Source organism: Microcoleus sp. T2B6 (genome assembly GCF_036700475.1).
Taxonomy (GTDB): Bacteria; Cyanobacteriota; Cyanobacteriia; order Cyanobacteriales; family Microcoleaceae; genus Microcoleus.
On record NZ_JAUBOZ010000049.1, the window covers coordinates 1 to 14,348 of the forward strand.

Annotated in this window: 10 protein-coding genes; 3 read left to right on the forward strand and 7 right to left on the reverse strand. The window is 44.3% G+C overall.

What is annotated here, in order from left to right; all coding sequences use genetic code 11:
* Positions 1-103: 103 nt before the first annotated feature.
* Positions 104-1,528, reverse strand: coding sequence for a diguanylate cyclase domain-containing protein (locus QUA00_RS20600; protein ID WP_333143410.1), 1,425 nt, complete (start codon positions 1,526-1,528; stop codon positions 104-106).
* Between the two features lie 229 nt (positions 1,529-1,757).
* Between QUA00_RS20600 and QUA00_RS20605 the strand changes: the two genes are divergently transcribed.
* On the forward strand, positions 1,758-1,913 hold the full coding sequence (locus QUA00_RS20605) for a hypothetical protein (RefSeq protein ID WP_333143408.1): 156 nt from the start codon (positions 1,758-1,760) through the stop codon (positions 1,911-1,913).
* Between the two features lie 34 nt (positions 1,914-1,947).
* Positions 1,948-4,974 (forward strand): PAS domain S-box protein, encoded by a 3,027-nt coding sequence (locus QUA00_RS20610; RefSeq protein ID WP_333143407.1) that lies wholly within the window; start codon positions 1,948-1,950, stop codon positions 4,972-4,974.
* A 373-nt stretch (positions 4,975-5,347) separates the two neighbouring features.
* Here QUA00_RS20610 and QUA00_RS20615 read toward each other — a convergent pair whose 3' ends face one another.
* The 6 genes from QUA00_RS20615 to cobA form a co-directional block, all read right to left on the reverse strand.
* The gene (locus tag QUA00_RS20615) at positions 5,348-5,926 is read right to left on the reverse strand and encodes a Uma2 family endonuclease (protein WP_333106196.1); all 579 of its coding nucleotides are present in this window, start codon (positions 5,924-5,926) and stop codon (positions 5,348-5,350) included.
* Between the two features lie 87 nt (positions 5,927-6,013).
* The gene (locus QUA00_RS20620; protein WP_333143406.1) at positions 6,014-7,186 is read right to left on the reverse strand and encodes a tetratricopeptide repeat-containing serine protease family protein; all 1,173 of its coding nucleotides are present in this window, start codon (positions 7,184-7,186) and stop codon (positions 6,014-6,016) included.
* A gap of 93 nt (positions 7,187-7,279) precedes the next feature.
* Entirely contained in the window at positions 7,280-8,470 is a 1,191-nt protein-coding gene (locus QUA00_RS20625; RefSeq protein WP_333143405.1) for a tetratricopeptide repeat-containing serine protease family protein, read from the reverse strand.
* A 234-nt stretch (positions 8,471-8,704) separates the two neighbouring features.
* Positions 8,705-9,061: a type II toxin-antitoxin system death-on-curing family toxin gene (locus QUA00_RS20630; RefSeq protein WP_333143404.1), complete on the reverse strand. Its 357-nt coding sequence runs from the start codon at positions 9,059-9,061 to the stop codon at positions 8,705-8,707.
* 16 nt (positions 9,062-9,077) lie between these two features.
* Positions 9,078-9,269, reverse strand: coding sequence for a DUF2281 domain-containing protein (locus tag QUA00_RS20635; protein WP_333143403.1), 192 nt, complete (start codon positions 9,267-9,269; stop codon positions 9,078-9,080).
* Between the two features lie 32 nt (positions 9,270-9,301).
* Entirely contained in the window at positions 9,302-10,888 is a 1,587-nt protein-coding gene (gene cobA, locus QUA00_RS20640) for a uroporphyrinogen-III C-methyltransferase (protein WP_333410966.1), read from the reverse strand.
* A 190-nt stretch (positions 10,889-11,078) separates the two neighbouring features.
* Between cobA and QUA00_RS20645 the strand changes: the two genes are divergently transcribed.
* Complete coding sequence (locus tag QUA00_RS20645; protein WP_333410967.1) at positions 11,079-14,297, forward strand: glycosyltransferase; 3,219 nt, start codon at positions 11,079-11,081, stop codon at positions 14,295-14,297.
* Positions 14,298-14,348: the final 51 nt, after the last annotated feature.

The following is a 14,348-nucleotide window of genomic DNA, read 5'->3' on the forward strand; positions in this document are numbered from 1 at the left end:
GAGCGTCCCCGCTCGCGTATTGTACAATACGCGAGCGGGGACGCTCGCACTGTAAATGCAAAACTGAGATGCTCCCTCAACTGCCTCTCACTACGTTGTCTAATTATATGAGTTCGCCATCATCTAGACGATAAACATGAACACAGTTGCGACCTTTGCCTTTGGCTACATAACAAGCTGCATCAGCCGCCCCCATAACCTCCATCAAATCTTGGCTGGTTTGGTTAATTGCAACAACTCCAATACTGACTCCTATGATAAAGGTTTTGCTATCCCAAATAAACCGAAACTGATGCACTATGTCTTTGAGCTTTTCCGCAATCTGAGTTGCTTTAGAGAGGGGACATTTAGTAAGCAAAAGACCAAATTCATCACCTCCCAAGCGAGCCAGTGTGTCATTAGCGCGGACTCCCTTTTGTAAAAGTCTAGTGATTTGGCGCAGTAGCTCATCGCCAGCAATATGACCTGCGGTATCGTTAACGACTTTGAACTTATCTAAATCTAAATAACAGAGAACGTGCTGCTGATTGCTATCTTGAACAGAGGCGATCGCCTCAATTAGTCGCTGCTCAAATCCTCGACGGTTGATTAAACCCGTCAGAGCATCGTGATTGGCTTCCCAAGAGAGTTGACGAGCAATATTGCGCGATTCGGTAACATCATGAAAGACGATGACTGCCCCGATAATTTGACCTTGGCAGTCTCGAATGGGTGCTGCTGAGTGTTCAATGGCATACTCAGTCCCATCGCGCGCAATGAGTATAGTATGGTTAGCTAACCCCACAATTCGCTTCTCCAATAGAGCCTTGTCGATCGGATTCTCTAATGGCTTTCGCGTTACTTCATTGACAATTTCAAAGACTGTAGACAGGGGGAGTCCCTTAGCCTCATGAGCCTTCCAGCCTGTCAGTTGCTCAGCGATAGGATTGAAAAATCGCACATTACCTTGAGCATTGGTAGTAATAACTGCATCACCAATCGATTGGAGAGTCACTTGAGCGAGTTCTTTTTCGGCAAAGAGGGATGCTTCGAGACGTTGGCGTTCTTCCATTTCTCTCAAGAGACGTAAATTCTGCTCTTGGAGGCTTTGTTGCAACCGTCGAATGGTTAGGTGAGTTTCGACACGAGCTAATACTTCTTCGACATGAAACGGCTTAGCAATATAATCTACGCCACCAACAGCCAGCCCCTGAACCTTATTGAAAGTTTCATTGAGAACACTCAAAAAAATTATCGGAATGCCTGCGGTTTGCTCGTCAGATTTTAATTTTTTACAAACTTCATAGCCATCAAAATCGGGCAATTTAATGTCGAGTAAAATTAGTTCCGTCCCTGGCGATTGGGCGGCTCGGATCGCCATTGCGCCTGTTGTGGCACAGCGAACTTTATAACCCTGTGCGATCAAAGTACGGCTCAGAAGACGCAAGTTATCAGGCAGATCGTCAACAATTAAAATATTGCCGCGGTAGTTGGTATGTGGCTCGCTAACTCTATCGCTAGTTCTATCGAGAATCCTACTCCTTTCCATAGTTTGTTGCCAGAGGACTATAAGCCTATGAATAAGAGTATAGTTGAATTATTAGGTTATAAACTCACTTTACGCAGCCAGAAGTCCTGCGATCGCAGAGTTCGAGGAGTGGCACGCTGGCACAGCCCATACAAAATCTGACTTGTGGAGGTAGGGAGAATCCCCCCGTGGTTGCCCTTCTTTGTTTTGGCTAACATTAAAAGGACATTTTTTTAACGCAATCTGCTGTATGAACAAGCACATTTCTGAAAGGGCAAGTCTACTCGTCATTGCGATCGGAGGTCTCGTGCTGCTAGATTGGCAATTTGACATCTCCCTACTCAAAAGTGGTTTTCCCGGTAAGACTTCGATGATGAAGCGGGCAATGGCAGAACTCAATCGCTAAGCACTTCAGCACTCATGAATAATGCAGGTTAGGTATGATTACACAATTTTTTGAAAGTGGAGGATTCATTCCTCATGGTCACTGCTATCTCTGGCAAACAAACTTAGTAGGATTACATATTTTATCCGATGGTTTAATTGCTTTAGCTTACTACTCCATCCCAATCATGCTAATCTACTTTGTTCGACAGCGCCCCGATACTCCTTTTCCGAAAGTATTATTTCTGTTTAGCGCCTTCATAATTGCCTGTGGTACAACTCATATCATGGAAATTTGGACGCTTTGGTTTCCTACTTATTGGGTTTATGGAGGACTTAAAGCTATTACTGCTCTGATTTCTGTATATACTGCATCTGAGCTAGTATTTTTAATTCCATCAGCCTTAGCTTTACCTAGTCCAGCTCAACTTATTGTGGCGATTCAAGCCTTAGAGAAGGAGATCGATGAGCGCAAGTGGGCTGAAAACGAACGCAAACAAATTGAGGTGGCTTTACGAAACAGTGAAGAGCAGTTTCGCAATGCCTTTGAAAATGCGTCCATTGGAAAGGCGATCGTTGCACTTGATGGGTACTGGGTTAAAGTAAATCCTGCCTTATGTCAGATTCTGGGCTACTCCTCAGAAGAGTTGTTAGCGTTAACTTTCCAAGACATTACCCATCCTGACGATTTAGACCTGGATCTTAGCTATGTACATCAGCTATTAGCAGGGATCATTTCAACTTACCAAATGGAAAAACGCTATTTCCATAAACAAGGACATATAATTTGGATTCTTCTTAATGGCTCGCTAGTACAAGATGAACAGGGAAATCCACTGCATTTTATTGCTCAGATCCAAGAAATTACCGCTAAAAAAGAAGCTCAAAAGGCGCTTGAGCTTCAGAGTCTTATTATCCATAACATGGCAGGTGGAGTGTGTTTAGTTAAAGCCTCAGACCTCACGATCGTCTACACCAATCCTAAATTTGACGCTATGTTTGGCTATGCAGAGGGTGAACTCGCCGGTCAACCCGTTGGTGTAATAAATTACGTCGATACAGAGGTTACACCCGACGAAACCGTTGAAGATGTTGTTGTTAAACTCGCTCGGGACGGAGAAGCACAATATGAAGTCCACAATAAGAAAAAAGATGGAACTCTCTTTTGGTGCAGGGTTCATACGTCTAGGTTTGAGCATCCTGAATATGGAACTGTATATGTTGCCGTTCAGGAGGATGTGACAGAGCTAAAACAAGCTGAGCAAGCCTTGCAATCTACCACAAATCGCCTCAACTTTCTCCTGAACTACAGCCCCGTCGTTATTTTTGGCTGTCAACCTTATGGCAATTATGCAGCAACGTTCATGAGCGAAAATATCAAAGATGTATTGGGCTATGAAAGGATTGATTTTTTAGAAGATTCTGACTTTTGGGTGCATAACTTACACCCAGATGATTTAGAACGAGTGGTTAATGGCTTAGACAATCTATTCGTCAATGATTTTTATTTCCATGAATACCGTCTTCGTCGCTCAGATGGGGTTTATCGCTGGATACTCTGTCAACTCAGACTAATTCGAGATCCTGCAGGTAGACCAGTGGAAATGTTGGGATATTTAATTGACATTAACGATCGCAAACAAGCCGAGTTGGAACTTCAGCAAGCTAAGGAAGGAGCAGAAACAGCAAACCGAGCCAAAAGTATGTTCCTGTCCAATATGAGCCACGAACTCCGTACTCCTCTCAATGCTATTTTGGGATTTACGCAATTGATGAGTTACGATCCTGTTCTGACTCCCGAACTCCAAGAAGATCTGGCGATCGTCAATCGTAGCGGCACACATTTATTGGCATTGATTAACGACATTTTAGATTTATCTAAAATAGAGACCGGAAAGATGACACTCTCTCTTTCTGACTTTGACCTAAAATCTTTGCTGATTTCTCTTGAAGAAATGTTGCAAATTAAAGCCAAATCGAAAGGATTGAAACTAATTTTCGATATCGACCCCAATCTTCCCCAATTTGTGCATACCGATGAGCACAAACTGTATCAAGTCTTAGTCAATCTGCTCGGTAATGGGATTAAGTTTACTAATAAAGGAAGCGTCACCTTACGAGTAAGATCGGAACAGAGCGACCAAACGTCCTGTCACCTATATTTTGAAATTGAGGATACTGGAGTGGGAATTGCTCCAACAGAAATTGAGAGTTTATTTAAGGCGTTCGTGCAAGCTGAAGCGGGGAATAAATTGAATCAAGGTACTGGTCTAGGTTTAGCTATCAGCCAAAGATTTGTCCAACTCATGGGTAGTCAGATTCGGGTTCAAAGCACATTGAATCAGGGCAGCATTTTTTACTTTGAACTTGGGGTAAAGTTACCTCAAGCAGTCTGCCTTGCCTCAGAATTGCTTAAACAAAGAGTAATTGGTATAGTTCCAGGACAACCAACTTACCGCATCCTTGTGGTTGAAGATATAGACGAAAATCGCCGCTTATTGGTCAAACTTCTTACCTCAGTCGGTTTTGAGGTGCGCGAAGCAACACAGGGAGTTGAAGCACTATTCCTGTGGGAAAGTTGGTCCCCACACCTGATTTGGATGGATCTACGAATGCCGATCATGGATGGCTACACAGCTACCAAACGCATTAGAGAACACTCTCAGGGACAAGAGACTGTCATTATTGCTTTAACTGCCAGTGCTTTTGAAGAAGATCGAGAGAAAGCTCTTATGGCTGGTTGTGACGACTTTATGAGCAAGCCATTTCAGGAATGCCTCGTCTTTGACAAACTCGCTCAATACTTGGGAGTAGAGTACATCTACACAGTTGTAGGAAAAGATCCCCAAAAACTATCTGTTGATTCTTTATCTCCAGAAGATCTAGCCGTGATGTCCTCTCAGTGGTTAGAAGAAATGTATCAAGCTGCCTACTATGTTGATCCTGAAGCCATGAACGAGCTAATCCAACAAATTCCCGCATCTAAATCAACCCTTTCCAGTTCGCTAATTGATTCTGTCAATAACTTTAACTATGACCAAATTGTGGAGTTAATTCGACCTCTGCTCCCGAATCCAGTTTAGCGATATAGTTTAAGGACAAAGAAGCTATAGCCTTTCTCAGTAACATGAGGTGTACGCTTGATAAGCGGGCATTGGGCATTGGGCATTGGGCATTGGGCATTGGGCATATCTCACTTTATTGAGAACTGTTGTATAGCGATCTAAGAACTGGCTAGGGAGTATCTCAATGAAAGCAGCCAAGCTAGAAATTGGATTTTTGAGGCTCTATTGCTGCGAGGAAAGAGTCAGAAGGAAGGAGCCAGAAGAAGTGTTTTTACAGATATGAGATGCTCCCCTCCCGATCCAAGTCGCTCAGACTTGCATTCCTCACGAAGAAATGGTAACGGTTATTTTATTTATTGAAGATGATATAATAAGTCAAAATTGAATTCTGCTAATTCCAAATTTTTTGCAAATTGAGAACAAATCCCGGTAAAACATTTTCCCCAGAAAGGGTGAGAGGAGATTGTAAAACTTCCACATCTTGACCGGGGCGATAAATTTCAACTTCGCGTTTTTTGCGGTTAATCAGCCAACCCAAACGGCAGCCATTTTCCATATACTCTTGCATTTTTTCCTGAGTCTTTTTTAAGCTGTCCGTTGGGGAGAGAATTTCCACAGCAAAATCGGGACAAAGCGGGATAAATTTTTCTCTTTGTTGAGGTGTCAAAGCTTCCCAGCGAGATTTCTCTACCCAAGACGCATCGGGAGAGCGATCGGCTTTATTGGGAAGGGTAAATCCTGTGGAGGAATCAAAGGCTTCACCGAGTTGGGTTTGTTCGTTCCAAAGTCCAATCTGTAAGTTGAATTTTGAGTTGCTTCTTCCCGTTTCTCCTCCGGTTGGCGGCATGACAATTAATTCTCCGTTGGCGTTGCGTTCGAGTTTCAAGTCTGGGTTTTCTTCGCACAGTTGATAAAACTGTTCTGAAGTTAGTTTAATCAGGGAGTTGAGGTTTAAGGTGATAGCAGTCATTGTTATTTACCTGCTGTTTTTATGAACTTGATTAAGAATTAAAAATGGGATTAGTCATTTTTAATTCTTAATTCTTAACTTCTAATTTTACTGCAATTGCTTGATTCTGTTGAGCGCGTCTTGATAGGCGCTGGTTCTGCCGCCTTGCTTGTAAAGTTCTGCTGCTTTTTGAAAGTCGGCAATTGCCTTCGGTTGGTTTTTTTGATCTAGGTAGGCTAGAGCCCTGTTGTAGTAGGCGTCAGCAAAGCCGGGATTGGCTTCGATCGCCCGCGTGTAAGCCAGAATCGGGTTAGTGCGTGTATCGGGAGTGCTGGCGATGGTGATGGCATTACCAATATTGAAATGCAATTCCGGTGTGTTGTTAGGTTTGAAAGAGAGTGCTTTGTTGAAAGCCTCGATCGCCTCGAAAGTAGATCCCTCATCTAAGTACACCAGTCCTCGAAAATAAAAGGCCTCAGCGTCTTTTGGGTTGAGGGTGGATAGGGGAACTGCGGTGGGGGGAGAATTGTCTACTTTCAAATCGGATTTGTTCATTCCCGCCGCCGCCAGTTTCGCCATAAAAGTATTGATCGGAACTGCTGCATTAAATCCCGTTTTAATCGGGGCGACTTCGCCGGAGCTCGTTTGGGCGAAACCGAATTCGCCTTGTCCGTGCAAGCCGATGACTCGGCCTTCGGAGTCAAAAACTGGGCCGCCACTCATGCCACTCCAGGTTACGGCCTGATACCGCAAAGTGTAACCTTCCGGGCGGTTGCTGGGGCGGCTGGTAACGAGTCCGGGAGAGAGTTCTGGTTCTCGTTGGGCGCCAAAAAGTCCGCCCGTAGCGGGGTAGCCGTAAACGAAGATTTGAGTGCCGATGACGGCTGTGTCGGAATCTGCGATCGTCGCCACTGGATATTCTTCGGGGCTTTCAAATTTGACTACGGCTAAATCCGCCTCTGTTTCGGCTGTTTGCAGCCCGGTGACAGAGGTTGCTTGATAGTTTTTGCCTGTGGAGGTGCGGACTGTGTATTTGAGATCGGGTTTTTCGACGACGTGGTTGACTGTTAAAACTGTGTAAGTTTTGCCGTTTTTGGCAATAATTACGCCAGAACCGTCTCCTAGGGAACTGTTAATTTGTACTGTCAGCGGCCCGGCAATGTTGGCGACTTGTTGGGGAGTTTTGGCGATCGCACTTTGGCTGATGATTATGGTTAGGGCAGCCGTAGTTCCTGCTAGCAAGGTGGTTAAGGTGTCGAAACGGGAAAAATTTACGTTCATGGTAGTTGCTGATTATATTAATTAGCCTAGTTGGAAATTCAAACATCAAAATGAATAGCTTCATTTTGATGTTTGAACTCTTAAAGGCTAAGTTTATTGCAACTGTTTGATTCTGTTAATTGCGTCTTGATAGGCGCTGGTTCTTCCGCCTTGCTTGTAAAGTTCTGCTGCTTTTTGAAAGTCGGCAATTGCTTTCGGTTGGTCTTGGTTGTCCAGGTAAGCTAAAGCTCGGTTGTAGTAAGCGTCGGCAAAACCGGGATTGGCTTCGATCGCCCGCGTGTATGCTTGAATAGCAGTGGAACCGCGTGTGGGACCGAGTTGGGGCACGCTGGCGGTCATGAAAGTGCGGGCATTACCGATATTAAAATACAATTCAGGGGTATATTTGGGCTTGAAAGCGAGTGCTCTGTTGAAATCGGCGATCGCCTCCCAAGCATCTCCTTGATCTAACAGCGAAAGTCCTCGAAAATAATAGGCTTGGGCATCTTGCGGATTGGCGGTGGATACCGGGCCACTGGTTGGGGGAGTATTGTCTACTTTCAACTCGGATTTGTTGATTCCCGCCGCCACTAGCTTGGCGATAAATGTATTGATGGGAACTGCTGCATTAAATCCGGTTTTAATCGGGGCGACTTCGCCGGAACTCGTTTGGGCGAAACCAAATTCGCCTTGTCCGTGTAAACCGATAACTCGGCCTTCGGAGTCAAAAACTGGGCCGCCACTCATGCCGCTCCAGGTTACGGCCTGATACCGCAAAGTGTAACCTTCCGGGCGGTTGCTGGGGCGGCTGGTAACGAGTCCCGGAGAGAGTTCTGGTTCTCGTTCGGCGCCAAAAAGTCCGCCCGTAGCGGGATAGCCGTAAACGAAGATTTGACTGCCGATGACGGCTTGATCGGAATCTGCGATCGTCGCGACTGGATATTCTTCGGGGCTTTCAAATTTGACTACGGCTAAATCCGGGTCAGTTTCGGCGGTTTGCAAACGGGTGACGGAGGTTGCTTGATAGTTTTTGCCTTGAGACGTGCGAACGGTGTATTTCACATCTGCTTTTTCTACGACGTGGTTGACTGTTAAAACTGTGTAAGTTTTGCCGTTTTTGGCAATAATTACGCCAGAACCGTCTCCGAGGGAACTGTTAATTTGTACTGTCAGCGGCCCGGCAATGCTGGCGACTTCTTGGGGGGTTTTGGCGATCGCGGGCTGACTGATGACTATGGTTAAGGCTGCGGTAGTTCCTGCTAGCAGGGTGGTTAAGGTGTCGTAACGAGAAAAATTTATATTCATGGCTATTGCTAATTAGTAGCTGGGTAGCGGGATTTGGTGGAGGAAGGGCGATCGGCGGTTTGTGCTTTTTTTCTGTGTAGTTTTATTACTGATTTGACGCAAAGGATCTCGGCTTTGTTCTTTAGTGATAATTTTACTCGCTTTTTTGTTCCTCGATTCCCTTTTTCACTCTAGGGTGCTTATGGGCGCACCTTACTTAATCTCGATGAAGGCTGCCCAACTTACTTATTAAAACTAAACAATACATGACTCTAACTCGGTGCTTAATTCTTCCTTAGTCATCGTTCCCCGCGCGACTCGCATGACTAAATCATATACTCCATCGTCCGTCAAATTCAGAGTGCAACCATTTAAACGCAAAAAGGTATCTGTCACTGCAAAAGCCGTTCGTTTATTGCCGTCAATAAAGGGATGATTCATCGCTATGTGATAGAGATAGGCGGCCGCTTGTTCGCTAATTGTTGGATGCAAAAAATACCCGCCAAAAGTTGCTGGCGGTTGAGCCAAAGCCGACTCTAACAAACCTTCGTCTCTGACGCCTGGAGTGCCGCCAAATCTCTCTATCTGTCTGGCGTGGATACTTAAAACCATACTTTTGCTGACAAAATTAGGAGTTGGCAAGGCGACGGTAAACCTCCTTTCTTTCGCGTTCTGAATCTAGATATGCCTGCCATGCTTTGGCTTCTAGTTTTTGTTGTTCTTCTTCACTCTTTAAGGAACGGACAAATTCAAGCACTTTCAGCAGCAAGGGTTCTGATACTTGGTCGAGTTCTTGAAGAAGTTGGTCTTTTGCGGTCATGTTTCTTTCCTCCTAATGATCGTACAACTATTTTACAACCTCGCTTGTGTCCATTCAACGATCGCCTCAGTCAATCCATCTAAGGTATATTCTTTGGCTTCAACGTCTAACTTACCCAATAAATTTTGGCAGCTTTTGGAAGTTTCCGGCCCGATGGATGCGATACAAACGCTTTCTAACCAATCGTTAGACAGGGACAATCCTGGGCTTTTTTCTAGGAGGTGACAAAAGTTATGCACAGTTTTGGAACTGGCAAATGTTATGATATTTACGGCTTGATTTTGGAGTGCGGATAGGGCGATCGGATCGATTGTTTCTGGACAGCAAGATTGGTAAGCTGGCACTTCTATTACTTGCGCTCCTTTGGCGGTGAATTCTTTAACTAAAACTTCTCTGCCGCCGCTTTCTACTCTGGGAAATAGGATTTTGCAGTTTGTAGGGGCGGTGCCCCCGTGCCCGCCCTGCCAGGGGAAGTTCTCGACGAGGGAATCGGCGACAAAGTTGGGGGGAATAAAGTCTGGTTGTAGAGAGTGCGATCGCAAACTTTCTGCTGTTTTTTTGCCGACAACTGCGATTTTAATGCCAAACAAGCTGCGGGCGTCTTTGCCTTTTGCTTGTAATCGTTGAAAAAAGCAGTCTACAGCGTTGTGGGAAGTGAGAATTAACCAGTGAAAGCTTGACAATTGTGCGATCGCACTGTCTAATGGTTCCCAAGTGGACGGTGGCCCAATTACCAAGGCGGGCATTTCGATAACGCGGGCTCCTTGTTGCTGGAGTCGATCGCTAAATTCAGCCGACTGAGAAACCGATCGCGTGACTAAAATGGTTTTTCCTGCTAATGGCAATTTGCTGTTATTAATGGTGACTGGTGTATCGATCATATTTGTGCTTTCTGGCTGGATTAAATATTCGCGCAATCTAACTACTTCCCCAATTACGATCACGCAAGGCGATAGAGATTGACCGGCTGTTTGGTGTACAATGTTGGAGAGAGTGCCGAGCCAAATTTGCTGTTCGGGGCGGCCGCAATCTCGGATAATGGCGATCGGAGTTTCGGGCGATCGTCCGTGCTTTTGCAATTGCCAAATTATCTCGCTTAAATTGCGCCCTCCCATCAATATTACCAAAGTTTCTATCTGCACTAATGCTTCCCATTCCAAAGCATCCGGTTCGTGGGCGCTCATCACTGCAAAACAGCGACTCATTACCGGATCTGTGAGGGGAATTCCTGCTAGTAAAGGTGCGGCTAATGCGGAGGATATTCCGGGTATTACTTCAAACTCGCAGCCCGCTGTGATTAATGCTTGAATTTCGGAACTGGAACGACCAAAAATAAACGGATCGCCGCTTTTTAGCCGCACGACTTGTTTTCCTAATTGGCAATGTTCTACCAGCAAACGGTTAATTTCTTGCTGCTGGGTGGAAGGTTTGCCGCCGCGTTTCCCGACTTCGATTTTTCGACAAATTGCTGGGATTAATTCGAGTTGCGGGATGTCGATGAGAGCATCGTAGATTAAGACTTCGGCTTGGGATAGCAGTTTTTGCGATCGCACTGTCATCAAGTTACAATCTCCGGGCCCCGCACCGACTAGATAAACTTTCCCTTTGTGGTTTTTCACAATTCCTCCTCGATCGTCTCGATAGTATAGTTTTATGAATATTGCGGTGCTTCGGCGCACCCTACCCTACCCTATAATTTAATCAGACTTTTCAAGCAGCCTGTAGGGACAGGTTCACCCCTTCCCCTCAACGGTGCAAACAGGTTAAAGAAACCCGCCCCCACCCAACGAGATGCACCCGTTACTATTTATGCAGATTATCATCATCACGGCCGCCGATGCAAATTACTTTGAATTGGTGCGAGGCACTATTTTATCAGTGCGGGAAAAACCAGAGGGTGAAAATGTGGCGATCGGCTTTTTCGATCTCGGCTGCACTCCCGAACAGTTGCAGTGGCTGGAAACACAAGTTAATATCATTCAAAAGCCCGATTGGGACTTTGACTTTCCTGGCAGAAATGAAGCTCCCGAACATTTAAAAGGACTATTAGTTAGACCTTGTTTGCGAAAATACTTTCCCAATTTTGATATATACATTTGGATTGATGCGGATGCTTGGGTTCAAGACTGGAGAGCAATTAATTTGTTGGTTGAAGGAGCATCGCGCCGGGGACTGGCAATTGTTCCCGAAGTTCACAGGGCAAGCTTGCAGCAGTACGGGCAACTGCCTCAGTTTTGGCAGTGGGTTTATCAACAATACGAAGCTAACTTTGGTGGAAAAATCGCTAATCAATTTTACAGTTATCCGATACTAAATGCCGGAGTTTTCGCCCTACGCAAAGACGCTTTGCACTGGGAAATATGGGCTGATAAACTCAATCAAGGATTGCACAAATCCGGCTGTGTCATGACAGATCAATTTGCCCTCAACCTCGCTGTTTACAGTGGCGAATTGTTCAATCTGACTGAAATGCTCCCAGCTTGGTGCAATTGGATATTCAACGGTTTTCCGGTTTGGGACAAGCAGCGAGGCTGTTTTGTGGAGCCTTACTTGCCGCAGGAGGCGATCGGTATTTTGCATTTAGCTGGCCGCCAGCAGTTTGACAGAGTACAATTGATGGCAACTGACGGCGACATACTGGAAATGAGTGTCCGTTATCAACCTAAACAACAGGAAGCAGTACAAATATTTCAAGAACCCAAAATGACTTACCAACAACCTGAACTTAGCAAAAATAATTTATTACATCCAGGGGATTATGTCTCGTCCGGGTTCCAAATAATTATACCTGACTCCTATTTCCCCAATATGATTATTGCCGATCCAACTGCGAGTAACTGGCCTTATTTGCGCCGGGAAGTTCCGCATAATTGGTATGCAGACAAGCGCTATCCATTCATCGGGTTTTTGAATCGCGACGAAGCCCACATCCTTTACAATACAGCCCTGCAATTCAAAGGTAAAAAAGCCTTAGAAATCGGCTGCTGGCTGGGTTGGTCTGCTTGTCACTTAGCCCTGGCAGGAGTTGAGTTAGATGTCGTCGATCCGCTATTAGAAAGAGAGGACATTAGACAAAGCGTAATAGACTCAATTCAAGGTGCTATAAATGCGTCGCGAGTTCAAACATCAGTCGAGCTAATACCGGGCTACAGCCCCCAAAGAGTAGAAGAATTTTCCGCTCAATTTAACCGCAAATGGTCGTTAATTTTTATTGACGGAGAACACGGAGGTGATGGGCCGTTAAATGATGCCATTGCGTGTGAAAAATTGGCCGAGGAAGATGCAATAATTTTATTTCACGATTTAACCGCTCCCGATGTTGCTAAAGGTTTAGATTACTTGAAGCAAAGGGGATGGCAAACAGTAGTATATCAAACAATGCAAATTATGGGGGCTGCTTGGCGCGGCAATGTCGAGCCAGTAAAACATCAACCCGACCCCAATATTTCCTGGCAGTTGCCAGCACATTTGCACGGTTACAATATTAGCAGTTTAGAGGCAATTAATTATCAAACAGGCAGCCAAACCCATCAAAACCAACAGTCATCTTATACAAGAGATTTTTACCAATTAATCGGAGAAGGAACTCGCAGTTCTGCTAGAGAAATTATTCCCCTGCTGTTAGACTTGCTGCAACCGATTTTACCTAAAAGTGTAGTGGATGTGGGCTGCGGTACGGGAAGTTGGTTAGCTGCGTTTCACAAGTTGGGAATTGCTGATTGTTTGGGAATAGATGGCGATTATGTCGATCGCACTCTTTTACAAATTCCTTTAAATCAGTTCCAATCCGCCGATTTAAAGCAACCGCTGCAAATAAAGAGAAAGTTTGACTTAGCAATTTCTCTGGGAGTTGCCGAACATTTGCCGGCTACCTGTGCCGAAAACTTTGTTAATTCTCTCACTCAACTAGCACCAGTGATTCTGTTTTCTGCCGCGATACCATTTCAAGGAGGCGTCGAACACGTTAACGAACAGTGGCCAGAATATTGGGTTTATTACTTTCAGAAAAAGGGCTATGCAGTTATTGACTGCTTGAGAAAAAAAATATGGAACAATGACAAAGTAGAGCCTTGGTACGCTCAGAATATCTTGATTTTTGTTAAACAAGAATACTTGCCGGGATATCCGAGGTTAGTAAATGAATATCAAAATACCGATCTGAATCAATTAGCGATTGTTCATCCCAAAATTTATTTTTACAGCTTGCAAACTGCTAGAAAATCGGCAGAGAATTTACAATCAGAAAGTGTCAAACAAGTTTCAGCATCGCCACAATTGGCATATCGACCTTTGGTATCTGTGATTATTCCCTGCTACAATCAATCTCATTTTTTGCTGCAAGCAGTAACTAGCGTGATTAACCAAACATACAAAAATTGGGAAATTATCATTGTCAACGACGGCAGCTTAGATACTACCAGCACAGTTGCCAAAAATTTAATAGTAGCAAATCCCCAATATCAAATTAGGCTAATAGAACAAGCTAATCAAGGGATATCAATGGCTAGAAATACTGGCATAGCGGCAGCAAACGGCGAATACATAATACCCTTAGATGCCGATGATATTTTAGCTCCAAATGCCTTGATTTGTCTTTTAGAAATATGTCTAAAATCCAAAGAACCTTGCATAGCATTTGGTTCTTATCAACTTTTTGGCGGCAATGAAAATCACGCAATACCCAGTTATGATTTATATTCACCAAAAAAGATAAAACAATCTAATATGATTTGCACATCTTCATTGTATCACAAATCAGTTTGGAATTTGGTCAAAGGTTACAAAGCAGAGATGAAAGAAGGTTATGAGGATTGGGAATTTTGGGTTAATTGTCACAAACATAGCATTCCTTTTTTGGGAACGAGAGAAATAGTTCTTAATTATCGTCAGGTTCATGGTTCTAGGAATGAAAAAGCTCAAAGTTACCATCATAAATTGGTAGCACAAATTGTTTCTTACAATCCCGAACTATACGATATTGAAAGTGTAAACAGTGCTAAAAAACTATTGGAATCAATCGCCACTTAATCTTTTTAATAAGGATTAAATTCTTTACTACGAACAATTTTCCGAAAGTTT